Source organism: Streptomyces sp. ISL-36 (assembly GCF_018614205.1).
Classification (GTDB): domain Bacteria; phylum Actinomycetota; class Actinomycetes; order Streptomycetales; family Streptomycetaceae; genus Streptomyces.
Map to the genome: position 1 here is coordinate 1 of NZ_JAGGOS010000183.1, position 25,409 is coordinate 25,409.

A 25,409-nucleotide genomic window follows, 5' to 3' on the forward strand; every position below is an offset into this window, starting at 1 on the left:
CCTTCCCACCGGGCCGCCGCACGGGACAGTTCGGCGGCGGTGGGGCGGTCGGCCGGTGCGGGTGCCAGCGCCGCGGCGACGGCCTCGCCCAGCTCGCCGTTCAGGCCGTGCAGTTCGGGTCGGCCGTGGGCGGCGCGGTAGGCGAGGACGGGTGGCGGGCCCTCGCCGAACGGGAGCCGTCCGGTGGCCGTGTGGATCATCAGCACCGCCAGGGCGTAGACGTCGGCGGCCGCGGAGGGCGGTCCCCCGACGGCCACTTCGGGAGCCATGAAGGAGGGGGCCACCATCGACACGCGGCCGTCCGTCTCAAGCACCCCGCTCCGTGCGGCGCGACCCGGCCGACCGCCTCGGCTCACCGCAGTTCCCCGCGGCGTACGGCAGGCGTGCAGGGCCAGCAGCAGCGGGCCGCCGGTGGTGAGCCAGACGCCGTCGGGGGCCACCGCGCCGTAGCTGACGCCCAGGGCGTGCAAGCCGGCCAGGGTGCCGGCGACCGCGCCGGTCAGCCTCACCGCCTGGCCCAGGGAAAGGAGTTCGGCCGCCGGGGCGGGCCGCGTCACGTCGGAGAGCGCTACGGCGGGGGTGTGAGCGAGGGACACCCAGGACAGGTCGGTGCCGGTCCGCAGGTCCAGCACGGCCGGTACTCCCGGCACGGGGCTACGGCGCAGAACGGCCGCCGCCTGGTACGCGGCGGGGGGCAGAAGGCAGATCACCGTGTGCGTGTGGTCCCGGCCGCGACCGAGGAACATGCTGGCGTCGGACAGTCCTTGCCGGGGCCCCGGCCAGCGGGCCAGTAATCGGTACGGTCCGATGGCGGCCGGGTCCTCGGGAAGTAACCCCTCGATCATGCCTCCCCCTCCCGACTGTCTCCCTTCCATCCGTCCCCCTCTCATCCGTCCCCCTCCCATCTGTTCTCCTGCCGTCTGTCCCGTCCCATCGATCCCCCTCCCCCTCCCGGTCTCTGTCGAGGACCGGTCACATGCCCGGCAGGGCGCGTACGGCCGTGGCGCGTTGCCAGACCACACTGCCCCTCACGATCACTCCCCGCCAGGGTGCGTCGGAAGGGACGTCCTGCGCGAGGGCCGGGGCGAACATGTACTGCTCGGCCGCCCGGCCGGTGTGCACCGCGAGGATGCCGAGCTCCGGATTGCGCAGAGGCGCGTAGACGCCGGAACCGGAGGCCAACGGCCCTGCAGGAGCGAGTTCGCCGCCCGCCAGCACGGTCCAGGCGGGCTTGCCGGTCACCGCGTCGATGGCTCGGAGCTGGCTGCCGTCCACCACATACACTCTGTCGCCCACCACGGTGGGTTCACCGAAGCCGGCCCGGTCGTCGGCGGGCAGGGTCCACAACGGGCGGCCGTCCGCCGGCGCGAGGCAGGTGAGGGTCGGGCCGCCGCCCACGACGACGGCGCCCGCCGAGACGGCCGGCCGATGTGCTCTCGTGTCCTGAGTGTGCCGCCATACGCGGGCGCCGTCAGCGGCGGACAGTGCGGCCACCTCCCCTGCGGCGGAGGTGAGGACCAGCAGCCCGTGACCGGCGGCCGCGCCGCGTGCGCCCGGTACGGGCAGCGGGCGCTGCCAGCGCGGCGCGCCGTCGGCCCGTTTCAGTGCGCGGATGCGGCCCGCGCTGTCGAGTACGTACACATGGTCGTTGTCGGCGGTGAGCAGGGCGGCGGCATCGGCCGGGACGTGTCGGCTCACCTTTCCGCTGCCGGCATCCAGGAACAGGACCGCACCGGCCGGGTCCAGTGCCACCGGATGGCGACCACCGAGGATGTCGCGGACCACCGGCCCCTGCCAGAGCCTTTCACCCGAGACCGGGTCATGGGCGGTGAGCCTGCCGTCACTGCCCGCGAAGTACACCCGCCCGTCGGCCTCGCCCGGCCCGTAGTACGGCTTCGCCGCAGCGCCTTCGTAGGACCAGAGCGGCTGCGGCACCATACCGGGGGCACCGCTCCAGCGGGGGGAAGGTCTCCGGTCGGGGCTGTTCTCCCCTGTGGGGCGGACGAGCGCGGCGATGCCGGTTCCGCCGAGGATCACTGCCGCGCCGGCGCCCATGAGCAGTCGCCGCCGGCCCGGCAGCCGCGGGCCGGCTCCCAGAGCGGCGGCTGCCCGCCCCAACTCCGCCCCGTCGGCGATCACCGCGGGCGGGAGCCACTGTGCGGCGCCACGCAGGGCCGTGCCCCGCGGGTCGAGCTCCTGGGTGACCTCCGCTGCGGTGGGCCGGTCGGCCGGCCGCTTCTCCAGACAGCCACGTACGACGGACACGAGGGTGCCGGGCACATCGGCGAGGTCTGGGTCCTCATAGGCGATCCGGAAGTCCGCGCCGGCCGGATCGCCGTCGAAGAAGACGTGTCGGCCGGTCACGGCGAACACGAGCAGCGCACCGAGGCAGAACACGTCGCTCTCCGGCCCCAGAGCCCCCTTGACGACCTGCTCGGGCGACATGTAGCCGGGTGTCCCGGGGCGCTGTCCGGTGGCGGTCAAGGTGGCGTCGCCTGTCACGCGGGCGATACCGAAGTCGACGACACGGGGGCGGTCGGGGCCCAGGATGAGATTCGACGGCTTGAGATCGCGGTGCACGACGCCGGCCTCGCTCAGGGCCGTCAGTGCGCGGCCGAGCGCACCGGCCAGGACGCACACGGCCGGCACCGGCAGTGGGCCGTGGCGCAGTACGGCATCGGAGAGGGTCGGCCCGGGCACGAACTCCGAGGCCAGCCAAGGCACTCCGTCCGCAGGCGAGGAGTCGATCACGGCGGCCACGAAGGGGCTGCGCACGGCCGCCGCTGCCGCGACCTCGCGGGCGAACCGTTCCCGGAGCCCTGTGTCGCGGAGGAGCTCGGGCCGGAGGGTCTTGAGAGCCACCGGTCGCCCGCGGCGGCGGGCGAGGTAGACCGTCCCCATGCCTCCGGACCCGAGAATCCCCAGGATCCGGTAGGCGCCGAGCTGCGCGGGCGCACTGCTCGGCAGGGGGGCAATCATCGGCTCCATGACTCGGATCGTATGCGGAAGTCCGTCAAAGGGCGGGCCGCTGAGGGAAGTTGGGATCAGCGGTCCGACCGCGAGTGGGTCGGATCATGAGGGTGATGACTGTCCGGGTGCCGAGGGAGTCGGCACGTCGAGTGGAGCCGTCGCGTTAAATTCCGTGCCCTGCCCGTCGGTGGACGTGCACACTCGCTCCATGATGGACATGCGGGGGTTCAGGGACGCCGTGAGTGGCTGGGCGAATGGCGGTTCCGGCGGGGCGGCGAGTGATCTGGCTGTGCGCCTGGGGGTGCGGACGGTGGTGCTGCTGGAAGGACTGAGTGACCTCGCGGCCGTGGAGGCGCTGACCGCACGGCGTGGCCGGGAGCTCGACGCCGAGGGAGTGTGCGTCGTGGCGATGGGCGGGGCGATGAACATCGGCCGCTACGCCGGCCTCCTCGGGCCGCCAGGCCTCGGCCTGCGCCTAGCGGGGCTGTGCGACGAGGGCGAGTGGGGCTTCTACGACCGCGGCCTGAAGCGGGCGGGGGCGCCGCAGCGGGGCTTTTTCGTGTGCGTGTCGGACTTGGAGGACGAGCTCATCCGCGCGCTGGGCACAGCGGGAGTCGAGGAGATCGTCCGCGAAGAAGGTGACCTCCGGGCCTGGCAGACCTTCCTGCGCCAGCCCGCACAGCACGGCCGGCCCCGGCAGCAGCAGTTGCGGCGCTTCCTCGGCACGAAGAAGGGCCGCAAGATCCGCTACGGCCACCTCCTCGTCGAGGCCCTTGCCCCGGAACAGGTACCGGCCCCGCTGGACGATCTCCTCGCGAGCCTGTGACCGACCGACGCACGACAGCGTCAGGACCTCAGCTCTGAACCCCCGCCGCCGCTGCTCAACGCCGGCGGTGGGCCAGGCGGTAAGCGACGCCTGCCGCCGCACAGAGGGCGAGGCCGAGGCCGGCGTACACCTCCAGCCGGCCGGGGCCGGACGTTCCACCCAGGCCGCCCTTCACTCCGAAGGAGGGCAGTGCAGTCGGGGTCGTGGGCGGGGGCGTCATGGTGGTCGGGGGAGCCACGGTGGCCGTAGGAGCCGTGGTCGGGGGAGCCATGGTCGGGGGAGCCATGGTGGCCGTAGGACGGGCCGGCGGGACGACGGGCTGATTGGTGACGGTGGGACGGCTCGGCAGTGCCTCGCAGGCGATGCCATCGTCGGGTCCCTGGTCTTCATCGAGTCGGTGCGGGTCACTCGGATCCCGGTTGAACTCGGCCTGGGCGTCCTCTTGGTAGGTGAAGTCCCGGCAGTCCAGGTCCTGCTGGGCCTGCGCCGCCTGAGCTGCCGGCAGGATGGACGCGGCAGCCAGGGTTATGCCCGCTAGAGCGGTACGACGGTTCACGTATGCCTCCTTGGAGCCTTACGCACGCTTCCCTCCGACCATACGGACGGGGCATACCGGATGCCGCGTGACGCTACGCCGAACGAAGCACGGGGCATGGCAGCGGCGGCCGGCGGGGCGCGCATCGCGAGCGACATCGTCGGCGTACCGCTCCCGGCCACGCCGTTCCCTCTGTCACGCGAGGACAGGCACCGACCTCGGGCCCCCGAGCCGGAGGAGCCCGCCCTGACGACCGCGGACGTCCGGAGGAACGCGAAGGCGGACCGTCCACGCGTGTGGTCACGTGAACGGTCCGCCGCCGTACCGACCCTCGTCAGTTCGGGTTGCCTGCGTGGGTGAGTGTCTCCCACGCGACGAAGAGGTTGTTGGTGCCCGCCGGGCGCTGTTGCTCCGTCAGGCGCTGGGTGTTGGTCATGGTGTGGCCCATGCGGTTGGCGAGGGCGTTCATGGCGACTTCGGTGATCGGACCGAGCTTGTCCTTGAGGGCTCCGCCGCAGAGGTTGGACGGTACCGGCTCGGCGCCCAGCTGGTATTTGGAGTGCAGTCCGAGCGTGTGCCGCAGCCGGTCGGCGATCTCCGGGTAGAGGTCCTGGCCCTGGATACGGCTGGTTTCCGCTATGTGGGAGATGGCGGAGAAGCCGTAGCCCGCGTGGGTCAGGTCGCGGCAGGTCTCTTGGCTCAGTCCGTTCCAGGCGAACGTCGACTGACCCTGCCAGTAGCGGACGATCTCGTCACGTGTGTCCAGACCCGAGCCGGGTGCCGTCTTCGGCAGACTGCCGTCGCTGGTCAGATAGATGTACGCGGGCACGCGGCCGCGGAACTTGGCGACTGCCCGGTCGTAGGCGGTGCGGTCTTCGAGGAAGACCGCGATGCCGATCGCGGCCTCGGTCATGCTGAGCTCCCAATTGCCGTTGGAATGGGAGCCGTTCGCGACCTCTGGGAGGTAGACGTCGCGCAGCATGGTCCCGAACCGGCCGGAGTTCGGCCAGCCTCCCGAGTAGGTGTACTTGATGATCTCGGCGGCCCGAGGCCAGCTGGAGCCGGCCCAACCGGTCTGCAGTGGCGCGTTGCTGTTGGTGTGGTCCTTGATGACGGCAGACCAGGCGTCCATCAGCTCGATCGACTTCTTGGCGTACCGGCTGTCGCCCGTGATGTACCAGGCCAGGGCCGTGGTGTAGGCCGCGATCGCGTCCTCACGCTCGTCGGTGCAGCCGAGGTTGGGGTTCGAGTACGAGCCGCACTCGACGACCGCGCGCGGCTTGGGGACGCGGGAGAGGGAGGCGTACTTGCTGGCCATCATCTGGTCGTAGGCGGGCTTCCACGGTTGAGCGCCGGCCCCCACCTTCGCCTTGACGAAGTCGAGTTGGGGTCGGCTGACGAGAACGCCGGGGTGGGTGAAGGACGCGGGCGCGGCGACGGCGGCCGGCTGGGGTGGGGCGGTGGGCTCGCCCGCCGAGGCGGGCGGCATGAGGGTCGCCGCGAGAAGCCCGGCGGCAGCTGTGGAGAGGCAGAGCACGAACGTGGCCGGTCTGCGCGGGTTGCCTCTGGCCGTGGTTCCGGTGCGCATGGGGGTTGCCTTCCGACGGGTGTGGGGGCCTGCATGTTCATGTGTATGAACGGTGGATTTCTTTGTGAACGCGCTGGATGAGGAAGGTAGGGGCTATTCATGGACACGTCAAGACACTGGATTCACGCCGTGAAGAAAGCACGGCGGCGACGGATCCCTCCCGCCGGACTTCTCGGAACCCCGGCGATCGCACCCTTTCGGCCACACCGGACACGAAGCGGCTGCACTGTGACCTGAATCACACACCGCGATGTCGGCCACGGCGACGGATTCTGCTCCGAAGGCTGGTCTTGATGCAGACCGAAGTCGCCAACCACCCTGGAGCATCCGATGTCCGCTCACTTCCCCACCGCCGTCGTCACCGGTGCCGGCCGGGGCTTCGGGCGCGCAATCGCCGCCGCGCTCGTCGCCACGGGCACCCGTGTCATCGGCATCGCCCGCGACGAGCAAGGCCTGCGCGCCGCACACGACGAACTCGGCGAGGGCTTCATCCCCTTCGCCGCTGATGCCACCGACGAAGGACTCGCGCAGGACGTGGTCCGTCGGCATCGCCCCGGTCTGCTCGTCCTCAACGCCGGCGCCACCCCGCACATGGCGCCGGTGCACGAGCAGACCTGGGACACCTTCAGCCGCAACTGGCACACCGACACCCGGCACGTCTTCACCTGGACCCGAGCGGCCCTGCGCGAGCCGCTGACGCCGGGAAGCGTGGTCATCTCCATGTCCAGCGGGGCCGTGCTGGGCGGGTCTCCGCTCAGTGGCGGATACGCCAGCGCCAAGGCCGCCGTCCGGTACATCCAGCGGTACGCGGCCGACGAGTCGGAGCGGGCCGGCCTCGGCATCCGGTTCGTCACCCTGCTGCCCAACATGACCCCGGCCGGCGGCGTCGGCTCGGTCGCGGCGGCGGGCTACGCCGCACTCCAAGGCGTGGACCTTGACACCTTCGTCAAGGGCCGGGGCCCCGTCCTCACCGCGGAGCAGGTCGCCATGGCCGTTGTGGAACTCGCCGGGAACCCCGAGAGCGCCCCGGAATACCGGGTCGGCAGCAGCGGTCTGGGCCCGGTCGGCTGAGCGGCGGCCCCCGTACCATGAACCGCACCGCACCCTCGGGAGAAACCGCGATGCCCACGGATGCCGAATTCTCCGCCGCGACCGAGCGGTTCCGGCCCGAACTGCTCGCGCACTGCTACCGGATCCTCGGTTCGATCCATGACGCCGAAGACCTGGTGCAGGAGACCTACCTGCGCGCGTGGCGTGCGTTCGGGCGGTTCGAGGGGCGTTCGTCGGTGCGACGGTGGCTGTACACGATCGCCACCAGGGCCTGCCTGACCGCCCTGGAAGCGCGTTCCCGGCGGCCGCTTCCGTCGGGCCTGGGCGCCGCTTCGGACGATCACCGGGTGACGGTGGCACCCAGGGAGCCATCGGTGGCGTGGCTCCAGCCGGCGCCCGACGCCCTGCTGGGCGCCGACGATCCGGCGGCGGTCGTGGCCGGGAGGACGGGAGTGCGGCTCGCCTTCATCGCCGCACTTCAGTTCCTTCCCGCCCGACAGAGAGCCGTGCTGACGCTGCGTGATGTGCTGGCCTTCCGGACCGCCGAGGTCGCCGAGATGCTGGACACGACGACGGCGGCCGTCGACAGCACGCTCCGCCGTGCCCGAGCCCGCCTCGCCGAGGCCGGGCCGGTCGCGGACGACCTGCCCGAGCCGGACGAGCGGAGCGAACGAGCCCTCCTCGACGCTTACGTCGACGCGTTCACCCGGGCCGACGCCGGAGCGCTGGTGAACCTGCTGCGGGCCGATGTCGCGCTCGAGATGCCGCCGACCCCGACCTGGTTCACCGGCCGACAGGCCGTGGTCGGGTTCCTGGGCGATCGGGTGCTGCGCAGGGACCTATGGCGGTTGGTGCCCACTCGGGCCAACGGCCAGCCCGCCGCCGTCGCCCACCGCCACGCGGACGACGGCCGGTACGAGGCCTACGGCGTCCAGGTCCTCACCATGGCCGGAGACAGCATCACCCGCATCGCGGCCTTCAACGACCCCTCCCTGGTACGGACGTTCGCCCTCTGACGCCTTGCGAACCTAGGAGCCCTAGGTTATAACTAGGGCTCCTAGGCAGTGAGGAGGGCGCATGGCGCGGGCGGGGTTGACGGCGGAGCGGGTGACGATCGCGGGCGCCGAGCTGGCGGACGAGGCCGGGCTCGATCAGCTGACCATGGCGCAGGTCGCGCGGCGGCTCGGCGTGAAGGACGCGAGCCTCTACACGCACGTGCGCGGTCTGGAGGATCTGCGCGGACGGATCGCGCTGCTGGCGGCGGACGAGAAGACCATCCGTATCGCGGAGGCGACCGCCGGGCGGGCGGGCAAGGACGCGCTGGTAGCGTTCGCCAACGCCTGGCGGGAGTACGCCCACCAGCACCCGGGCCGCTACATGGCGACGCAGACCCCGATCCCGATCGACCCGGAGCTGGCCGCACGGGCGCCCGGACCACGGCGCGCGGTCGAGCTGACCTACGGCATGCTGCGCGACTACGGACTGGCCGAGCCCGACCTGACCGACGCGGTCCGTTTGCTGCGCAGCACGTTCCACGGGTTCGTCGCCCTGGAGGCCGCGGGAGGGTTCGCACACGCGCGTTCGCCGCAGCACTCCTGGGTCCGCGCCCTCGACGCCTTGCACACCCTCCTGGAGCACTGGCCCCGGTCCCGAGAAGGAGAACCCGCATGACCGGCCCGACCACCGGCAGCCTGCGCGTGAACGGCGCGACCCTGCACTACGAAGTGCGTGGCCGCGGCCCGCTCCTGCTGCTGATCCCCGGAGGGGCGGGAGGCGCGGCCTCCTTCGACGGCATCGCCGACGACCTCGCCGCCGAGTACACCGTCGCGACCTACGACCCGCGCGGGATGTCCCGAAGCACGCTCGACGACCCCGAGGCCGAGCAGCATGTGGCCGAGCACGCCGATGACGCCTTTCGGATGCTGGAGCTGCTGTCGCCCGGTGAGCCGGCCCGGGTGTTCGGCACCAGTTCGGGCGCCATCGCCGCCGTGCACCTGCTCACCGCCCATCCCGAACGCATCGAACGCCTCGTGGCGCACGAGCCGCCGCTGGTGGAGGTCCTGCCGGACGCCCGCACACATCGCGCGCTCCTCGCACGCGTACAGGAGACGTTCGACGCAGAGGGGCTCATGCCGGCGATGGCCGTGTTCGCTGCCGGCCTGAAGAAGGACGGCGACCTCAGGGAGGGTGACACCCAAGACGGCGACACGCAGGCCGGCGACCTTGAGGACGGCGACACCCAGGACAGTCGCACCACCGAGCCGAAGGCCGAGATCACGCTTCCGCCGCAGGCAGCGGCACGGGCCGAGCGGACCATGGCCAACCTGCCGTACTTCATCGGGCGCATCGTGCCGCGCTTCATGGCCTATGCCCCGGACATCCACCGGCTTGAGATGCTGTCGGACCGGCTCGTCCTCGCCTGCGGCCAGGACTCGCGCGGTGAGGTTCCCTATCGCCCGGCCGCCTTCCTGGCCGAGCGTCTCGGCATGGAACTCCTCCACTTCCCCGGGGGGCACACCGGCTCGACCACGCACCCCGACACGTTCGGCGAACTTGTTCGGAAGGCCTTCCGTGCCTAGGAGGTGACTCACCGGTCGAGGACGGCGCAGGGCGCCAGCAGGAGGAGGGCGGCACCCAGTTGAGCCAGTGCCGCGCCGTAAACCCCGATGGCTACGGTGGCCAGCACCGCCGCGGAGGTGGTCAGGCGTAGCCAGGGGGCGCCGAGATGGAGAGTCCCGCGGAACAGCGCGTGTCCGCACAAGGTAGAGGGCGACTCCAGCGGCGACGTACAGCGCCCCTGCTGTCGACGCGTGCTCCAGGGGGTGACAGAGGAGCGCCGCGCCGGTGAGGTTGAAGGGGGCGAGCCTGGTGATGGCCCGGCTGGCCGCCGCACTGCTGGTGCGGGGGAAGAGCCCTGCATGGACGGCGGTCACCAGCGCGTAACCGGCGGCGAAGATCTTCGCCCCGTCCGCCTCCTTGAAGGCCTGGGGAACGGCCAGCGCCATGGTCAGGAAGCCGGCGCCGCCTGCGTCGCCTGCACCGCCAGGCCCCAGGTCCCAGGTCCCCGGCCATCACCTCTCGGTGACTTCTCGCGCAGGTCGTCGGCAGGGGAGCTGCTGGGCGATCTCCAGTGCCACGCGCAATTCGAGGGAGTTGCCCGCCGTCGTGGGGGCGGGCAGCAGTTCCTCGGCGCGTTTCACCCGGTACGTGATGGTGTTGCGGGCCACGTGCAGGCGGTCGGCTGCCGTGCGCAGACTGCGTTCCTCGGCGAGATAGACGCGCAGGGTCTCCCGCAGTTCCCGCACTCTGTCTCCTCCTGAGGCGAGCGGGCCGAGCACGTCCTGGACGAACCAGTGGGCGTGTTCGGGGTCTGCCGTCGCCAGTGCCACCAGTCGGACTTCACGGTAGTCACACAGCCGCTGACCCGAGTGGTGTGCGATGCGCTGCGCCTGAAGGGCCCCCAGGTGGCTGCGGCGCATTCCCTGCGGGCCGGAGGCGGGCGGGCCCAGGGCCGCTCGCACGTTTCGCTGCCGGTCGAGGCTGTCCCGCAGGTGCTCTGTCCGGCCGGAGGCGTCCTCGTCCGTGAGGGTGAACCAGGCCCAGGCGCTCGTGTTGTCGGCTGCGATGAGCAGCATGCCCGTCGCTGACATGGTGCGCGTCATCGCCACCGCCGTTCTGTGCAGTCGCTCCGCCGTGGACAGGCTGCCGCCGGTGTCGTCGCACCACAGGACCGCGGCGAGGTGGGTGCGGGAGATGTCGTAGTGGAGACGGCGCGTCGCGGCCTGCGGGTCCACCGGCCGGCCGGCGAGCACGTCGTCGACGATCGCACGGCGGGCGGCTTCGTCGCTGCCGCGCCAGCGGTCGCGTTCGGCGATGTACTCCTCGGCCATCATGCTCGCGTGGCTGTCGGCGTAGACGAACAGCAGGTCGTTGACCCGGCGCAGCTCCGCCAGGCGCTGGTCGGATGGGACGTGTCGGTCGATCGCCGCCGCGAGGTCGTGGGCCAGCCGGCCATGTCCCAGCCGTACGCCCCGTAGCACTTGGTCCAGAGGGATACCGCGCCGGGCAAACTCGCGGCATCCGTCGAGTGTTTCGTCGGTCAGGGCGGAGATGTCGCCTGGTGGATCCGACACCAGCAGACGCAGGGCCGCCAGGACGGCGGACTCGGTCGACCGCCGCAGGGTGGCCACGGGGCCCTGGCCGCCGCCGTGCTCCGGGACCTGCCGGAGGATGTCCCTCGCGGCGGTGTCGGCAGTCTGCACCGCCCACTGGACCGGGCCCATGCCCAGCTGATCCACCGCGTCGGCGACGGCAGCCGGCGGCATCGCCGGGTCCACCGACCGGTCGGGGTCCGGCTCGAGCTGCAGGAGCCACTGGTGAGTCATGGGCCGTTCCCTCCGGCGATGGGGTGGTCAGCGGATGCGCGTGCGCCCCGGCGGGCGGCGCGCACCCCGCGCCCCGTCTTACTACAGCCGGGTGATCACCTCGTCGGAGGTGAGACGCGGCAGCGGGGGGAACGACGCGTCGTCGTACGTCCTCGTCGTACGTCCTCGTCCTACGTCCTCGCGTACGTCCTCCTGGGACGAGGCGGGAGCGACAAGCGACGGCTCTGGCCGGCTCAACGGGCGGGCGAGGCGGCCGTGAGGCCCTCGCGGAAGGCGGTCAGCAGGGCGGCTACGTCCTCCATGCGGGCCGCCGCGCCGAACACGTAATGGTCGGGGCGCAGCAGCAGGGCCCGCTCCCCCGCGCATGCCAGGTGGCCGAGGTAGGTGCCGTCGACGTCCATGACATCGAACGGACCATCGGCCGCAGGGTCGTCGGTGAGCCGCAGGAAACGCACGCCCAGCCGCTCGCACCATGCGACGGTGGCACGGTCGAGCACAGGACGCGGGTCCTCGACCGCCACGAGGGCGGCGCCCGTGCCCACCACCTGATCGAACAGCCCTGTACGGCCACGGAAACGCACCCTGCCCTGGCGGCCGAGTTCACCCGCGGGCGTGGCGGGAGAGCCGTCGGCGTGGCGTACGAGGAATCCGCCGGTGAGTGTGTGGGGTGGCATTCCTGCCAGGGGGTCACGGCGGGCCGCCTGGTCGGCGAGCATCTGTGCGTCGCGCTCGGCGGCTGCGGCGGGGTCCGGTTCGCAGATGATCCGGCCCAGGTGTACGGAGAGTTCGATGGCGTGCTGGAGGTGCTGGGAGCGTTCGGTGGTGTAGGTGTCCAGCAGCGTCTCGTCGGCATGGCCGGACAGGACGAGGTCGAGCTTCCACGTGAGGTTGGCGGCGTCCCGGATGCCCGAGCACATGCCCTGGCCGGCGAACGGGGGCATCTGGTGGGCGGCGTCTCCGGCGATCAGGAGCCGTCCCTCGCGCCAGGTGTCCGCCCAGCGTGCCTGGAAGGTGTAGACGGTGTGGCGTTCGAGCGTGGCGTTGCCGGGGTGCAGGCCCCAGGGTGCGAGCAGCTTCCATGCCGTTTCGGCCCTGTTGAGTTCGGCGACCGTTTCGCCGGGCAGCCGCATGAACTCCCACCGTCGACGGCCCGGGCCGCCGGAGACCACCGTGCTCGGCCGCGCCGGATCGCAGAGCTGGAGGTTGCGGGGGGACCACACGCGGTCCTGGTCGTTCGGGATGACGTCGAGAACGAGCCAGTCGTACTGGAATCCCAGGTCCGTCATCGCCGTGCCCATGCGGGAGCGTACGAAGCTGTTCGCGCCGTCACAGCCGATGACGTAGGCCGCACGAACCGTGCGGTGCCGCCGGACGCCGTCGGTGACCCTCGGCCGGTCACCGGCGCTCTCAGCCACGGTCAGCCGGACAGATGTCGTGCTCTCGGTGAGGTCGACCGCCTCCCAGCCGCGCAGGACGTCGATGCCGGGCACGGCGCGTGCACGTTCCTCCAGCACGGCTTCGAGACGGGGTTGGGTGAAGATGTTCATGAACGGCCAGCCGGAGTGGCTGGTGTCGTCGAAGGCGAGGCGCAGCAGGGTCTCGCCCTTGCCGTTGCGCCACTCGTAGTCCTCGGCGGGCTCGCTGAGGGTCGGCAGGGCGTCGGCCAGCCCGAGCGAGGCGAGTATGCGGGCGATCTCGTGGTCGAAGACCACCGCGCGGGGCAGCGGGTAGGGCTGCGGCCAGCGCTCCACCACGCCGACGTGCCGGCCGCGCAGGGCCAGCTGGATGGCGGTGGTGAGCCCGACGGGCCCCGCGCCGACGACCAGCACGTCGTACTCGTCCTTCATGCCCATACGTGTGTCGTTGGCCGTGCTTGTACTCATGTCGTTGCCGATGCCCGTAGACGTGTCGTTGTCGTTGTCGTTGTCGTTCTGCATGGCTGTCCTCGTTCTCCGGTCAGCTCGCGTCGTGGGCGCCGGTCATCAGCGCGGCGAGATCGTCGGGCTGGAGGAAGGACGGCGGTACGGGCGGGCCCCAGCTGTAGAGCGCGCGGACGTCCTCCCACACGCGGGGGGTCCACAGTTGATCGTCGACGATGCAGTCCATGTCGGCGAAGTACTCGGAGAAGTTGCCGGCCGGATCCTTGAGGTACCAGAAGAAGTTGGAGCCCAGGTGGTGGCGGCCCAGCCCCCACACATGCCGCTCGGGGTGGCCTTCCAGCATCCGGGTCGCGCCACGGCCAACCTCGTCCACGTCGTCCACCTGCCAGGAAGAATGGTGCAGGAAGGCGATGGGGGCCTTCTGGACGAGGACGTTGTGGTGGTCGGTCGAGCAGCGCAGGAAGGCCGCACCGGGCACCAGGTCGCTCACCTTGAAGCCGAGGCCCTCGGTGAAGAACCGCTGCGACGCCTCCTGATGCGTCGACCCCAGGACCACGTGGCCCAGTCGACGCGGGCGGACCGCGCCCTCCCGGAGCACGCCGGGGGCGCGTACGTCGGGGCGTTCGGCGCGACCGGGCGCGTTGTACGGCACGGGTGCGGGCGCGGCCTGGACGATGCGGGGCTGGACCTCGACGGTGACGGTGACCTGGGTCCCCGGGTCCACGGCCCGCAACGAGTGTGCGTCGCGGACGAAGGGGGTCTCCAGCCGGTTCAGGGCGGCGCCGATCCGGCCCAGATCATCCGGATCGTCGGCACCTACGACGAGTTCGTCCAGGCGGCGGCGGCTCGCGTGGACGATCTTCAGCTGTTCGCCGCCGTCGGTGGAGGCGAAGCGCCCATGGCCGAGGTCGGTGAGGCCGAAGTCGGCGTAGTAGGCCGCGGTCGCGTCGACGTCTGGGACGCCCATGGTGATGCGGGCGAGACGGTGCAGGGCCATGGCGGGCTCCTCAGGACGGTGTTGGGGGGAGGGAATGTTTCGGTTGGCCTGGGGCCGGGGTGGCAGGCCGAGCGCCGTCCGAGCGGTCACAGGTGCGCGGCGGCCGTGAGGGCCATCCGAGCGGTCACGGGTGTGCGTGGCGGCCGTGAGGGCCGTCCGGGTGGTCCGAGCCGGCGATCAAGGGGTTGCGGAGTTCGCCGATGTTCTCGATCCAGCTGTGCAGTTCCTCGCCGGGGGCGAGGAATCGGCGCGGATCACGGGCGCCGCCCACGCCGGCGGGGGTGCCGGTGAAGAGCAGGTCGCCGGGCAGCATCGGGCAGATCCCTGAGATCCAGGCGATCTGCTCGGCGAGCGGGAAGATCATCCGGCTGGTACGGGACTCCTGCATCGTCTCGCCGCCCACCGCGCAGCCGAGGGCGAGGTCGTCGGGGTTCGCGAACTCGTCCGGGGTGACCATGACCGGACCGGTCGGGCTGAACCCGGGGAAGGACTTGCCGAGCGCGAACTGGGGTGCTGGACCGTCCAGTTGGACGCGCCGCTCGGACAGGTCCTGTCCGGCGGTGAGCCCCGCGATGTACTGCCACGCGTCCGCGGCCGCCACGTGGTGCGCCTTGGCGCCGATGACCGCCACCAGCTCCACTTCCCAGTCCACGAGCGTGCTGGGCAGCTCGATCGTGTCGTGGGGACCGGCGAGAGACGTGGGGTACTTGGTGAAGACGGAGGGCCGAGCAGGAGTGTCGAGCGCCGACTCCTCCACATGATCGGAGTAGTTCAGGCCGACGGCGAAGACCTGCCGGGGACGCGGTACGGGAGCGCCCAGGTCCCGCGCGTCGAACGGGACGCTCTGGTGACCGGCCGCGGCCGCCGACGCCGACCAGGCACGGAACTCCGGCCAGCGGTCGAAGACGGCTTGCGGGTCGGACGGAAACAGCCCCTCACTGGCTTTCTCCACGTCCACCACGCCGTCGCCGAGAACGAGCATCAGACGACCGTTGACATTGGCTGTGCGCATGACGCACCACCTCCACATCGAAGAAAAGATCAAGAAACCGGTGAGGGAACCGGACGGCGCTCCGACGTCCGTGGTCCCGGCCGATTCGGCTGTCGGGTCATGAGGGCTGTGGTCGGTCTGTCGACGCGGCCCGTCGCCATCGCAGGAGCCAGCGGGAACCGCGCGTGGTGACGGCTGTCAGCTCCAGCTCCCGCGCACCCGGCCGCAGGTGGACCCCGCGCTCCAGCGTCGCCCCGACCCACGGCGCGTAGTGACTGGACCAGACGTGATGGAGCACCACCCCGCCCGCGGTGCGCGACCACCGCCCGGCATATGCAACGGTCCCGCCGGGCGCGCCCTCCGCAGAGGTCCCATCGGTCCGGGTTTCCGGGTCGGGCGTCAGCAGGGCGCTCATCCAGCCGTCGGCGGTGTACAGCAGCAGCCCGCCGGGCCGGTCGCCGAGTGGGTGGGTGGTGACTCCGTCGCGTGCGGCCGAGAAGTCCTCAAGGGCCCAGGCGCCGATCAGCTCGTCCACAAGCACCTCACACGTTCCTCACGTAGGGCCGGCCGCGACGGTCGCGGTCGGAGGACGGGGCACTGTCCGTCCGGCCGGACCGTGTGACCGGCATCGCCGACCACACGCTCAAGCCAACCCGCGCACCCCGATGCGACTCTCGGCCCCGGGGACCAAATATCGGCTCTTCCTTTGGGGTGACGGCGCATATCGGCGACAGGGGCACGGACCGTGTGGGGCAGGGCTCGACATGACCGATCGACAGCCGGATCTCGATCGGGTTGGCTGGGCGGCATGCCAGAGCTGCGAACCGATCGTCTTCTGCTCCGCCGCTGGCGGGAGTCCGACCTCGAGCCGTGGGCGGCGATGAACGCCGATCCGGAAGTCCGAGAACACCTGGGTGAGCTGCTGACACGGGAGCGGTGCGATGCCGCGGTGGCAGGCATGCAGGCCGTGTTCGATCAGCGAGGCTTCGGGTGGTGGGCGCTGGAGGCACGGGAGAGCGGCGAGTTCATCGGCCGCGTCGGCTTGGACGAGGTGGGCGAGGACATGCCGTTCGCGGGGGTGGACATCGGTTGGCGACTGAAGCGTTCGGCGTGGGGTCACGGCTACGCCACCGAGGCCGCCCTGGCCTGCCTGGCTTTCGGCTTCGAGACCCTCGGCCTGCCGGAAGTGGTCGCGTCGACCACGGTCGACAACCTTCGTTCCCAGGCGGTGATGCGCCGGATCGGCATGACCCGCGACCCGGCCGACGACTTCAAGGATCCGAGCGTGCCCGAAGGACCGCTTCGGCCGTGTGTGCTGTACCGGATCCCCGCCCCGATGCGCACGGCCTCCGCCCTCCCGTCGGCGAATTGATCGGGCGGGGCTGCGCAGTCGCTCAAGGTGGGGCGCCACCGCGGTGACGTGTGGTGCCACCGCGGTGGTCGACGACGACAGTGGACGCCGCTGAACAGCGCCACGGGGCAGGACGCAGCCGGGCAGGGGGCAACGCGACGGCGGCTCCCGGCGGAGGGTGGCGCTCAGCCGCCGGCTAGTTCCGTCGCAGGCGCCACACGTTGTCCTCGCGGAAGCCGTCGAGGCCCTCGGGGGAGACGCTCGTTCTGCGGACCGTCTCGCCGGTCTCGACGGTCCACTCCCCCTCGGGCAGGGCGAGTTCGGTCAGCAGGCCGTCCAGGGTGGGGAAGTCGGCCGGGAAGGGCGGCTCCGTCATCCAGGACGGCCAAGCCGCGTGCATGGCGATGAGAAGGGTGCCGTGGTGCGCGACGGCGTCGGCGGCGCGGCGCAGGACGCCCTGCTGGTCGAGCTCCACCGGCGACTGCAGGTAGTGCGCGCTCACCAGGTCGAAGGTGCCCTCGGGGAAGGACCGGCCCAGTTCGTGGCGCTCCCAGGAGACACGCTGACCGACGCCGGCCTCGGCGGCGTGCCGGGCTGCGCGCTCCAGCGCGGTGGCCGAGATGTCCACGCCGGTCACTCGCCAGCCGGCCGCGGCCAGCCAGACCGCGTCGCCGCCCTCCCCGCACCCCAGGTCCAGGGCGGTACCAGGCGCGAGGCCGGTCACCTCCCTGACGAGCAGTTCGTTCGGGCGGCCGCTCCACACACGGTCGGAGTTCCGGTAGCGGTCCTCCCAGAACTCGGCGGGCAGGTCGGTCGCGGGCGTGCCGGTCATGTGTGCCTCCAGTGTCGCGCGTGTTCTTCTGCTCTGCGAGGCGCCCCGGTGGTGCGGGCGCCGCTGGAGGAAGGCTGCACGACCGACCCCGCGAGCGGGAAGCGACTTTGCCGATTCCGCAAACCCGGGGGGGTTGGCGAAGGGGGCCACCGATGCGACCGCGCAGGCGCGTGATGGAGAACGTGATGACATGCGCGTCGCGCGGGCGGTGCGGGCGGGGACGGGGTTACGTTGCGTTCCATGACGGCAGAACCGGAACACAGCCCGGCTGAATCGGCCGACGTCCGCGAGGCCCGACGGGCCATCGGCGACCACCTCGGCCGCGCCGCCGCGGCAGCCGAGCGAGGGGAAGCGGCCGACGCCGACCGCGGCCGGTCCGCCGTGGCGGACCTGGCCCGATGGCGGGAGCGCGGCCGGATCGACGACCGGCTGGCGGAGGAGGTCGCCCGGGCGGCGTGGGACGCGGTCCAGGACGCGACCCCGCCCCCTCCCTCGCCCGAGGCCGGTCCGACGGAGAAGACCCGGCCGTCACCCGAACGGGCCGAGCTGCACCGGCGCGCGGTGTCCGTGGCCCGGGGCCTGCGCGAGCTGGGCTACCACGTGGACGACACGCTCCTGCCCGGTCCCGACATGGCGGCCGGATAGACCACCGTCTCAACGGGTCCCCTCCCCCACGAGCCACGTCTCCGTGTGCGCCAGGGGCCACCTGCTGCCTACCTCCTGGGTACCGCGCGTCGGACTCTCTCGACGCTCACCGGCGACAGAGGCCGGGCCGGCGCCGCCGAGGCGGACGCCGGGCCCGGCCCCAAGGGGTGAGGTCGCCGGGTTCAGGAACGGTGAGCTCGCCGACCCGGCCACCGCCGTGACGCACTACGCGCCGCGTCCCCGCCGAACCCTCGTGCCGGCCCGCTCTCTTCGCGGCTACGCGTCAGCGGCAGGCGGCCGTGTCGTCCGACGTGCCCGGGTAGGCCGCGGTCCGTGCCTGGCCGAAGTTGGCCAGGAACGCGTCGTACACCGAAGGCGTCGTGATCCGCAGCATCGCCTCGTCGTTGTCGCGCAGTGCCGGACCGCTCCAGTTGTGGCTGCCGGTGAACACCAGCTTCTCCTGTGCCCCCGCGTACATCCCGTCGATCATCATGTTCTTGGAGTGCACGATGCGGTTCGGGGTGGCGGCGTCGCCGTCGTGGTCGTGCTGGTAACAGCGCGTGGTGAGCCGGGTCTGGCCGTGCAGGGCGTTCCACGTACCGCTGTCGGACTCGCTGTACACGATGTCGACCGTGCACCCGGCCGCCGCCAGCGCCCGAAGCTTGTCGGCGACCGCTTGGCGGGTGATCTTCAGCATCGCCACGCGGATCGCGGTGCGGTGGGTTCCTGTGGAGTCGCTCCAGGTGCAGCCCACGTTGTCGAGGGCGTTGACGACGGTGTCGGTGTCGTCCGTGGTCCCGGCGCGCGGGAAGAAGTACACCTTGTAGTCACCGGCGCCGGCGTAGGTGTAGTCCCAGTTGGCCCGGTCCTGCTTCGCCAGCTTGGCGAAGTACGAGCTGTAGGCCGAGTACAGCGTGGAGTTGCCCGCGAAGGCGACCGAGCTGTTCCAGTAGCGGGAGTAGTTGGACGGCGTCAGGTTCGACGACATCTGCAGCACCGTCTGGGTCACCGCACCGCCGCCGATGCTGCTGAACAGCAGGAACTTGTTGTGGTTGATCCCGCTGGTGCTCGACCCCAGGCACGATCGGCCCTTCGCGCACGTGGTCACGTACGAACTCTTGGTGATGTCCGTCCCGAGCGCTGCCTTGAGCGTGTTGTACGAGTCCGGGTTCCCGGCGGGGTCACTGACGGTCGTCTCGTCGAGGACGACCTGAACGTTGACCCCGCGGGCGGTGTGGGCGTTCGACAGGTCCTGGGCAACGACGTTGTCCCACAGGTGGTACATCGCCATCCGGATGGTCGAACCGGTGTCGGCGGCGGCGATGAACTCGCGCACGCGGTTCTTGATGGCGTTCTGCCGGTCCGGGTCGGTGGAGGTCGGGTCGTTGAACAACGGCCCCATCGCGGGCACGGCGGCGACCTCTGCCGGAGCGACCTCCTCTGCGGTGGCGCTCTGCGCGGAACCGAGCACGCCCGCCGCCAGCGTCAGTGCTATCCCGGCCGCGTACACGCGTCTGCGGATACTGGAAGGCATGAATCCCCCTCGATGATCACTAGTTGAGGCCACGACCCTAGCGTTTGCCGATGCTGCACAAACCCTGACCGGCGGTGGAGCACGCCTGGCTCGGCATCAGCCGAGCTGGGCGCGTGGCTGCCGCGCCTCACTGACCGTCGGATGTCAGTGGTGGTCAGTACCTTGGGCGCATGTCGATATCTGTTGGCCTCAGCCTCAACGTCTCCGGTTTGCAGCCGGGAGAAGAGACGGCGCGTGTCGCCGAGGCACTGACCGCGTTCCTCACCCAGCACGATCTCGAGAGAGACGTGATGGTGACCGAGGAGACGGAGGCGGGCCGTGTCTTCGCCGGGAGCGACTACCCGATCATCGTGTCCGGTTTCGGCCGCTGGGCCGACCACATCGAGCAGGGGTCTCACGACACCGTGCGTCAGGTTGCTCCCACCGCACACGTCGACTTCCGCTGGAGCTTCGAGGACGAGGACGACTAGGGCGTGCAATGTCAGCGGCCCGGCGTACGGTCTGCCCATGGGTGATCAGCAATCGCATCTTCCTCCGCCCCGGGAGCCCGGGCGGCGGTCCCCCGGGCCGGCAACGCGGACGGGGCCTACTCCATGTTGGTTCGCATTCGGCCGAGTTGGGGTTCGCACGTGAGCGAAATGCCGATGCACGAGGCAGGAGACGTACGACAGGCGTGGGGCCGGGTGACCGCGTGGTTCGAGCAGCACGCCCCTCACGTTTTCGCCGCCCTCGGCGGCCCGGGGAACTCAACGACCATCAGCGAAGCTGAAACGCGCATGGGCCTCGAACTGCCATGGGAGATGCGGCAGTGGCTTCTGGCGAACGACATCGATGCCGACAGGCAACCTGATGTCCGATCGTGTCTGGTGGCGCTGCGGTGCCAGGGAGTCATCCCCAGCGGGGGACTCCTTCTCGGTCTCACGGACATCGAGCGCGTCTACCTCCACAAGACGGCCATGGAGGAGATGGAACCGTCCGAAGACCCTGAGCACCCGTCCTGGCGCCGGGAGTGGGTACCGATCTCCGCCGAAAGAGACGGCCTCTACGGGAAGTTTCTGAACACGCGCACCGGAAGCGTCGGATCATGGACCGAGGGGTCCTCCCCCTCAGAGGGCCAATACACCTCGTTGTTCGCCTTCTTTCACGATGTGGCGGACCAGCTGGAAGGGGTCTCCCCCGGCAAGGCAGGGGAGACCGCCTGGCGTCGCAGGCCGGGTCGCACTCCGAAGGACGAGGCGACACGCCTCTGGGCCCGCGCGAACGGCTACCTCATCAACGATCACGGGCGCATCCCTGGACCCATCCGCGAGGCGTACGAAGCATCGCTGTGAGCACCGGATCCGGCCGTACCGGTCAACACTTGGCTGTCACTTCCGGCGGGTCACAGCCATCCGCTGATCGCGGCGATGAGGACGACCGCGTGCCGGGCCGGCAGTCCTCACGGTCGAAACTTGGAGGCCGCCCACCGGCCGTTCCCCGGCGTTTGCGGTGGCCGGCCTGATCGGCCGGTTCCGGTATCGTGCAGCGGATTCCGCGCGCCGAAGCAGGCAGGTACGGTTCGCGCATGGGGAGTACGCCTTGTCGCCCCGGACCCGCAGGGGGCGGACTCGGGGTCGGCCCAGCCGACCCTCGCCGGGCATGATCCGAACGGGGTGGAGGAGAAGGACAGTGGTCGAGGACGAGGCGAAGGCCATGGCACGGGCCGACGAGGCCCTGGCCGCTCTGCGGGCGAGCGGTACGGTGCGGCCGGCCGGCCCCTTCACCGCGGACGAACTCGATGCGTGGCCGGTCGCATTGCCGACCGCCGTCCGCCGGGTGCTGCTGGAGACCGGCGGCGTCGTCATCGGTGGTCCGGAGGGGCCCAGGGGCGACGTGTACCGCTACGGGCCGGCCGCCGAGTACGCCTCCCGTGCCTTCCGTGACGGCTATTGGGAGCTGGGCGAACGCCGCGATGACGACCTGCGGGTGATCGTCGGCGTCGATGGCGCGGGCCGTGCCGACTGGGGGCCGGTGCTCGCCGCGTCGTTCGGCGAGGACGGCGAAGTGTGGGTCCTGGCGCCGACGTTCACCGACTGGCTGTCCGGGCTCGCCGGCCTCCCGCCCTCCGGAGCGGGCGGATTCGGCGCGACCGTGACGTCCTCCGTGGCCGCCGTGCCCAGCGTGGCGGTGGCCGAGGGCCCCGACTCCGAACTCGCCGCGCTCGTCGGCCGCGGTGACCAGCTGACGGACGTGGTGGACCTGGCGGCGCTGCCCGGCTATCCGTGCCGCGTGTCCTGGGAGCCGTACTACTCGCTGGAGTTCAACACGGCAGACACCGGTAGCAGCGAGGTCGAGGCGGCCATCTCGGGCGGTGGCCGCCTCCTGCTGCTCCGCAGCGTGGTCAGCGGAGACTTCCTGGGCCGGCCCGTCCGCCGGCACACCGTGCCGGCCGACGCGGCGGCGCAGGCGGTCACCCGACTTCGGGCGCTGGCCGTCGAATTCCCCGATCGGGTGGCGTTGGCCCCTGGCTGCCCGGACGATGAGATGGACCGCTGGCCGGTGCCGGTCCCGGCCGACGTGCGAGGGGTGCTCCGAGAGATCGGCGCCGTCCGGATCAGCGGGCTGCCCGACCTGCTCCTGCTGCCCGGCGCGAAGGAGCATGAAGTGGCCCCGGAGACCCACGCCATGCTCGGTGGCGACGGTACGTACTGGCCACTCGCCCAGGTCGGCTACGGGCCGTACACGGCGCTCGCGCAGATACGGCTCGACCCGGCCACGGGAGCGTGGGGGTGCGCGGTGTCGGTGATGTCCACGCCTGACACGCTGCGGGAGTTCCCCGACCTCACGCTGATCGCCGAGTCCCTCCCCGACCTGCTCCTGACGTATGCGCGGCTGGCCCGGCAGGCCGCGGACCGGGAACGGTCGGGCGCCGGGTGGCGGCCGGAGGCGCACTGGCTGTTCCCCAACACCGGCGAGGCATGGCCCCGCCCGGTCCCGGTCGAGGAGTGGGCAGGTTCCGCCGATCCGCTCCTGACCGCCGCCGCCGAACTCCCGCCGGGCAGCCACGGCGTGGACCTGCGTGAAGTCCCGGTCCCCGCTGACATCTGTTTCCACCGCGCGGAGGACTGGCCGTACCGGCACCCGCTGAAGCGGCTCACGTTCCCGGGAGCGGGAACGTTGGTGCTGGCCGAGCTCGAAGAGCGCTAGGGCTGCTGTTCGCCGACGGCCGGAAGAGCTCTCCGCTTCCGGCGCGCGGCGGACCGTACGACTGCTGTGACTCCCTCACCCCCCACCATGCGCCGACACATGCGGTGCGATCGAGAAAGCCGAGTATGAGACACCTCCCCATAGCATTCACCGCCCTTGCCCTGCCCGCGCTCGTGGGGGCCCTTCTCACCGTGCCTGCCCCGGCCGCCGAGGCAGCCCCGGAGCAGGCCGTGTACGGCGAACTGGCCCGTAACGGCGCCTTCTCCACCACGACCGACTACTGGTGGGGGACCCCCGGCGTCTCCGTCAACTCCGTCGACGGCATGCTGCGGGCGGCGGTCGAACCGGCCCCCAAGGAGCAGGTCGGTCAGTGGTACCGCACGGTCGTGGGGCAGAACGGCATCAAGCTGCGCCAAGGCGTCACCTACACCCTGTCCTTCGACGCCAAGGCCTCCAGGGACACACAGATCAAGTCGACGGTACAGCTGGGGACGGACCCGTATCCGACCACGCTGGCGAACGTCCTCGACCTGACCACCACCGCCAAGCGGTTCAGCTGGACGTTCACCTCCCAACTCGGCTCGGACGACGGCCACATCGACTTCCAGGTCGGCGGCCAGGCCGTCAGAACGGACATCGACCTGGACAACGTCTCGCTGACCACCTCGACGGCGCGCGAGGGCTTCTACACCGACCCCGCCAACACCGCGATGAAGTGGGTGCAGGGCACGACGGACCCCCGCGCCGCGAAGATCAAGGCGGCCATCGCCGACCACAACACCGTGAAGTGGTTCGGCAACTGGGACGCCGACGGCGACGCCACGACCGGCATCCAGGCCGAGGTGAGCAAGTACGTGGGCGCGGCCGCGGCCCAGGGCAAACTGCCCGTGCTCGTCGCGTACGACATCCCCGGCCGCGACTGCGGCGGCGCCTCCTCGGGCGGTTCCGCGGACGCCGACCGTTACAAGCAGTGGATCGACGCCTTCGCGCAGGGCATCGAGCGTCGCCCGGCCCTCGTGATCCTGGAGCCCGACGCGGTCGCCCAGTCCTCCGACCCGGGGTGCATCTCGGGCGAGGCGCTCGAGGCCCGCTTCGACATGCTCTGGTACGCCAACCAACACCTCCAGGCGCAGGGCACCTACGTTCGGACCTACCTCGACGGGGGCAACGCCACCTGGACCCTGGGGCAGGACCTCAGCGGCAACGGCGGCATCGGCCTGCAGCGGATGGCCTACCTGCTCAACCGCTCCGGCGTCTCGATGGCCCGCGGAGTCTCCATCGGCGTCTCGAACTTCGACTCCACGGACATCTCCAACCAGTACGGCAACAAGCTGGCCGCCCAGCTCAGGACCGACTTCGGTGTCGATGCCCGGTGGGTCGTGGACACCGCCCGGAACGGCAACGGCGCCTATGTGATCCCCGGCGATCCCAGCAGCGGGCACGTGGGCTTCTGCAACCCCGCGGGCCGCAAGCTGGGCGTGACCTCCCGGGCCGGCACAGGTGGCGCCGAGTACCTCCTGTGGATCAAGAATCCGGGTGACTCCGACGGTGACTCCGCCGAGTGCCCGGCGGGCTCCCCGCCGGCCGGATCCTTCTCCCCCGACCTCGCCGAGCGGCTCATCGACGGTCGCTGAGCCACCTCCTGCGGGCCCTCTTCCCACGGCGGAGGAGAGCGCCCAGATGCCGTGAGGTCTCACCGGCGTGACTCGTGACCGAGGCCCCCGTGGTGATCCCACGGGGGCCTCGGTCACGCCGGCGGAAGGGGCGCCGGAGTCATGTGCCGAGCAGGCGTTCCGTCACCTCACGGTAGGTCCGCAGGGTGAGCCGGAGGTGCTCGGTGTCGACGCCTCGGCCGCTCGATGCGCCCTTCCCCTGCCAGCCCGCCCGCAGTGTGCTGCTGCGGTCCTGGAGGGAGGCGATGAGCTGCTTCTCCACCTCGTCCAGCACCTCGGCCGCCTCGGCGACCGAGTCGCGCGGCGAGTCGACGAATCCGGCGAGCGCGTGGTGCAGGCGCTGTCCGAGACGGTCGCGGTCGGAGGCGCCGAGCAGCAGCTCGGGCGGACCGTTTCCGTCGGGATCAGGCGCGTGACGCGCGCCGTCCCCGTGAGGGTCACCGCGGCCCGCGTGGCCCGGCTCGCGGCCGGACGCGGGGGTGTGGCCGTCGTGCGTGGCCGAATCCGTCATGCACCGTCCGCGCGGTGCGGCGGGGGTCGCGGCGGGAGCGTTCGTACGGCTCCCGTCGTTCCGGCCCGTGGCGCCGGGGTCCTCGGACGGTGTGGCGGACAAGGGTGACGTGGACAGCGGTGTCGCCCGACTGCTGGTGACCCCGGGGTCCGGGGGGCCGGCGACCCCCGGGACCGGTGGTGCGGGTGACGGCGGGGGCACGGGCACAGGCGGTGCGGGCACGGGCGGTGCGGGCGCGGGCGGTGCGGGGTGGCCGACGCCGGGGGCCGGTGCGGGGTGGCCGACACCGGGGGCCGGTGCGGCCCCGGACCGGTCTCCCCCACCCTCGGTGCGGGCCCGTCCGTCACCACCGCCGACCGTCGGGTCCGGGTACGCGGGGGCCGCCGGCTCGCGCCGAGGATCGCCTCCACTCCCGCCCCGTACCCCCAGGTCCCGGTTCTCGCCCGCCATCACAC

Annotated in this window: 22 protein-coding genes and 1 pseudogene; 11 read left to right on the forward strand and 12 right to left on the reverse strand. The window is 71.4% G+C overall.

The annotated features are described in order from the left end of the window. Window positions 1-845: pseudogene (locus tag J7E93_RS34620) on the reverse strand (hypothetical protein); the annotation flags it as partial. A 127-nt stretch (window positions 846-972) separates the two neighbouring features. Further along, a complete protein-coding gene (locus J7E93_RS34625) occupies window positions 973-2,988 on the reverse strand; it encodes a serine/threonine-protein kinase (RefSeq protein ID WP_215074004.1) in 2,016 nt (671 codons plus the stop codon). Window positions 2,989-3,178: 190 nt separating this feature from the next. On the opposite strand from J7E93_RS34625, the gene J7E93_RS34630 reads away from it, so the two are divergent. After that, the gene (locus tag J7E93_RS34630; RefSeq protein WP_215074005.1) at window positions 3,179-3,796 is read left to right on the forward strand and encodes a TOPRIM nucleotidyl transferase/hydrolase domain-containing protein; all 618 of its coding nucleotides are present in this window, start codon (window positions 3,179-3,181) and stop codon (window positions 3,794-3,796) included. 55 nt (window positions 3,797-3,851) lie between these two features. Here the strand turns inward: J7E93_RS34630 and J7E93_RS34635 are convergent, their stop codons facing one another. Continuing rightward, window positions 3,852-4,352, reverse strand: a complete 501-nt coding sequence (locus tag J7E93_RS34635) for an excalibur calcium-binding protein (RefSeq protein WP_215074006.1) — start codon at window positions 4,350-4,352, stop codon at window positions 3,852-3,854. A 313-nt stretch (window positions 4,353-4,665) separates the two neighbouring features. Next, a complete protein-coding gene (locus J7E93_RS34640; protein ID WP_215074007.1) occupies window positions 4,666-5,919 on the reverse strand; it encodes an alginate lyase family protein in 1,254 nt (417 codons plus the stop codon). A gap of 330 nt (window positions 5,920-6,249) precedes the next feature. Here J7E93_RS34640 and J7E93_RS34645 point away from each other — a divergent pair, with 330 nt between their 5' ends. The 4 genes from J7E93_RS34645 (at window position 6,250) to J7E93_RS34660 (ending at window position 9,548) form a co-directional block, all read left to right on the forward strand. Next, window positions 6,250-6,990 (forward strand): SDR family oxidoreductase, encoded by a 741-nt coding sequence (locus tag J7E93_RS34645; protein ID WP_215074008.1) that lies wholly within the window; start codon window positions 6,250-6,252, stop codon window positions 6,988-6,990. A gap of 17 nt (window positions 6,991-7,007) precedes the next feature. Further along, window positions 7,008-7,985: an RNA polymerase subunit sigma-70 gene (locus J7E93_RS34650; RefSeq protein WP_215074009.1), complete on the forward strand. Its 978-nt coding sequence runs from the start codon at window positions 7,008-7,010 to the stop codon at window positions 7,983-7,985. A 61-nt stretch (window positions 7,986-8,046) separates the two neighbouring features. Continuing rightward, window positions 8,047-8,640: a TetR/AcrR family transcriptional regulator gene (locus J7E93_RS34655; RefSeq protein WP_215074010.1), complete on the forward strand. Its 594-nt coding sequence runs from the start codon at window positions 8,047-8,049 to the stop codon at window positions 8,638-8,640. Continuing rightward, on the forward strand, window positions 8,637-9,548 hold the full coding sequence (locus tag J7E93_RS34660) for an alpha/beta fold hydrolase (RefSeq protein ID WP_215074011.1): 912 nt from the start codon (window positions 8,637-8,639) through the stop codon (window positions 9,546-9,548). The genes J7E93_RS34655 and J7E93_RS34660 overlap by 4 nt, the downstream gene beginning before the upstream one ends. Window positions 9,549-10,040: 492 nt before the next feature. Here J7E93_RS34660 and J7E93_RS34665 read toward each other — a convergent pair whose 3' ends face one another. From J7E93_RS34665 to J7E93_RS34685, 5 genes are all read right to left on the reverse strand, one after another. Next, a complete protein-coding gene (locus J7E93_RS34665) occupies window positions 10,041-11,354 on the reverse strand; it encodes a CdaR family transcriptional regulator (protein WP_215074012.1) in 1,314 nt (437 codons plus the stop codon). 233 nt (window positions 11,355-11,587) lie between these two features. Then, window positions 11,588-13,291, reverse strand: coding sequence for a bifunctional 3-(3-hydroxy-phenyl)propionate/3-hydroxycinnamic acid hydroxylase (locus tag J7E93_RS34670; protein ID WP_251067519.1), 1,704 nt, complete (start codon window positions 13,289-13,291; stop codon window positions 11,588-11,590). A 19-nt stretch (window positions 13,292-13,310) separates the two neighbouring features. After that, entirely contained in the window at window positions 13,311-14,231 is a 921-nt protein-coding gene (locus J7E93_RS34675; RefSeq protein WP_215074013.1) for a VOC family protein, read from the reverse strand. A gap of 124 nt (window positions 14,232-14,355) precedes the next feature. After that, window positions 14,356-15,243 carry a fumarylacetoacetate hydrolase family protein gene (locus tag J7E93_RS34680; RefSeq protein ID WP_215074014.1) on the reverse strand — a complete coding sequence of 296 codons (888 nt, stop codon included), beginning with the start codon at window positions 15,241-15,243 and terminating at the stop codon, window positions 14,356-14,358. Window positions 15,244-15,340: 97 nt separating this feature from the next. Continuing rightward, window positions 15,341-15,763 carry a lipocalin-like domain-containing protein gene (locus J7E93_RS34685; protein ID WP_215074015.1) on the reverse strand — a complete coding sequence of 141 codons (423 nt, stop codon included), beginning with the start codon at window positions 15,761-15,763 and terminating at the stop codon, window positions 15,341-15,343. Between the two features lie 267 nt (window positions 15,764-16,030). Between J7E93_RS34685 and J7E93_RS34690 the strand changes: the two genes are divergently transcribed. After that, on the forward strand, window positions 16,031-16,594 hold the full coding sequence (locus J7E93_RS34690) for a GNAT family N-acetyltransferase (RefSeq protein ID WP_215074016.1): 564 nt from the start codon (window positions 16,031-16,033) through the stop codon (window positions 16,592-16,594). 175 nt (window positions 16,595-16,769) lie between these two features. Here J7E93_RS34690 and J7E93_RS34695 read toward each other — a convergent pair whose 3' ends face one another. Next, window positions 16,770-17,405 (reverse strand): bifunctional 2-polyprenyl-6-hydroxyphenol methylase/3-demethylubiquinol 3-O-methyltransferase UbiG, encoded by a 636-nt coding sequence (locus J7E93_RS34695; protein WP_215074017.1) that lies wholly within the window; start codon window positions 17,403-17,405, stop codon window positions 16,770-16,772. A 240-nt stretch (window positions 17,406-17,645) separates the two neighbouring features. Between J7E93_RS34695 and J7E93_RS34700 the strand changes: the two genes are divergently transcribed. Continuing rightward, window positions 17,646-18,050: a hypothetical protein gene (locus J7E93_RS34700; protein WP_215074018.1), complete on the forward strand. Its 405-nt coding sequence runs from the start codon at window positions 17,646-17,648 to the stop codon at window positions 18,048-18,050. 283 nt (window positions 18,051-18,333) lie between these two features. Here the strand turns inward: J7E93_RS34700 and J7E93_RS34705 are convergent, their stop codons facing one another. Next, entirely contained in the window at window positions 18,334-19,584 is a 1,251-nt protein-coding gene (locus tag J7E93_RS34705) for a phospholipase D-like domain-containing protein (RefSeq protein WP_215074019.1), read from the reverse strand. A gap of 170 nt (window positions 19,585-19,754) precedes the next feature. Here J7E93_RS34705 and J7E93_RS34710 point away from each other — a divergent pair, with 170 nt between their 5' ends. The 4 genes from J7E93_RS34710 to J7E93_RS34725 all read left to right on the forward strand — a co-directional run bounded on the left by J7E93_RS34710 (window position 19,755) and on the right by J7E93_RS34725 (window position 24,404). Beyond that, window positions 19,755-20,054, forward strand: a complete 300-nt coding sequence (locus tag J7E93_RS34710) for a hypothetical protein (protein WP_215074020.1) — start codon at window positions 19,755-19,757, stop codon at window positions 20,052-20,054. A gap of 213 nt (window positions 20,055-20,267) precedes the next feature. Further along, window positions 20,268-20,915, forward strand: a complete 648-nt coding sequence (locus J7E93_RS34715; RefSeq protein ID WP_215074021.1) for an SMI1/KNR4 family protein — start codon at window positions 20,268-20,270, stop codon at window positions 20,913-20,915. Between the two features lie 337 nt (window positions 20,916-21,252). Next, window positions 21,253-22,770, forward strand: coding sequence for an SMI1/KNR4 family protein (locus J7E93_RS34720; protein ID WP_215074022.1), 1,518 nt, complete (start codon window positions 21,253-21,255; stop codon window positions 22,768-22,770). A 125-nt stretch (window positions 22,771-22,895) separates the two neighbouring features. Next, entirely contained in the window at window positions 22,896-24,404 is a 1,509-nt protein-coding gene (locus J7E93_RS34725; protein ID WP_215074023.1) for a glycoside hydrolase family 6 protein, read from the forward strand. Window positions 24,405-24,543: 139 nt separating this feature from the next. Here the strand turns inward: J7E93_RS34725 and J7E93_RS34730 are convergent, their stop codons facing one another. Then, window positions 24,544-24,954: a hypothetical protein gene (locus J7E93_RS34730; RefSeq protein WP_215074024.1), complete on the reverse strand. Its 411-nt coding sequence runs from the start codon at window positions 24,952-24,954 to the stop codon at window positions 24,544-24,546. Between the last annotated feature and the right edge of the window lie 455 nt (window positions 24,955-25,409).

Coding starts and splice junctions, on each gene's coding strand:
- J7E93_RS34625 (WP_215074004.1), bottom strand. CDS start 2,988: ATGGAGCCGATGATTGCCCCCCTGCCGAGCAGTGCGCCCGCGCAGCTC.
- J7E93_RS34630 (WP_215074005.1), top strand. CDS start 3,179: ATGATGGACATGCGGGGGTTCAGGGACGCCGTGAGTGGCTGGGCGAAT.
- J7E93_RS34640 (WP_215074007.1), bottom strand. CDS start 5,919: ATGCGCACCGGAACCACGGCCAGAGGCAACCCGCGCAGACCGGCCACG.
- J7E93_RS34645 (WP_215074008.1), top strand. CDS start 6,250: ATGTCCGCTCACTTCCCCACCGCCGTCGTCACCGGTGCCGGCCGGGGC.
- J7E93_RS34650 (WP_215074009.1), top strand. CDS start 7,008: ATGAACCGCACCGCACCCTCGGGAGAAACCGCGATGCCCACGGATGCC.
- J7E93_RS34655 (WP_215074010.1), top strand. CDS start 8,047: ATGGCGCGGGCGGGGTTGACGGCGGAGCGGGTGACGATCGCGGGCGCC.
- J7E93_RS34660 (WP_215074011.1), top strand. CDS start 8,637: ATGACCGGCCCGACCACCGGCAGCCTGCGCGTGAACGGCGCGACCCTG.
- J7E93_RS34665 (WP_215074012.1), bottom strand. CDS start 11,354: ATGACTCACCAGTGGCTCCTGCAGCTCGAGCCGGACCCCGACCGGTCG.
- J7E93_RS34670 (WP_251067519.1), bottom strand. CDS start 13,291: ATGCAGAACGACAACGACAACGACAACGACACGTCTACGGGCATCGGC.
- J7E93_RS34675 (WP_215074013.1), bottom strand. CDS start 14,231: ATGGCCCTGCACCGTCTCGCCCGCATCACCATGGGCGTCCCAGACGTC.
- J7E93_RS34680 (WP_215074014.1), bottom strand. CDS start 15,243: ATGCGCACAGCCAATGTCAACGGTCGTCTGATGCTCGTTCTCGGCGAC.
- J7E93_RS34690 (WP_215074016.1), top strand. CDS start 16,031: ATGCCAGAGCTGCGAACCGATCGTCTTCTGCTCCGCCGCTGGCGGGAG.
- J7E93_RS34695 (WP_215074017.1), bottom strand. CDS start 17,405: ATGACCGGCACGCCCGCGACCGACCTGCCCGCCGAGTTCTGGGAGGAC.
- J7E93_RS34700 (WP_215074018.1), top strand. CDS start 17,646: ATGACGGCAGAACCGGAACACAGCCCGGCTGAATCGGCCGACGTCCGC.
- J7E93_RS34705 (WP_215074019.1), bottom strand. CDS start 19,584: ATGCCTTCCAGTATCCGCAGACGCGTGTACGCGGCCGGGATAGCACTG.
- J7E93_RS34710 (WP_215074020.1), top strand. CDS start 19,755: ATGTCGATATCTGTTGGCCTCAGCCTCAACGTCTCCGGTTTGCAGCCG.
- J7E93_RS34725 (WP_215074023.1), top strand. CDS start 22,896: ATGAGACACCTCCCCATAGCATTCACCGCCCTTGCCCTGCCCGCGCTC.
- J7E93_RS34730 (WP_215074024.1), bottom strand. CDS start 24,954: ATGACGGATTCGGCCACGCACGACGGCCACACCCCCGCGTCCGGCCGC.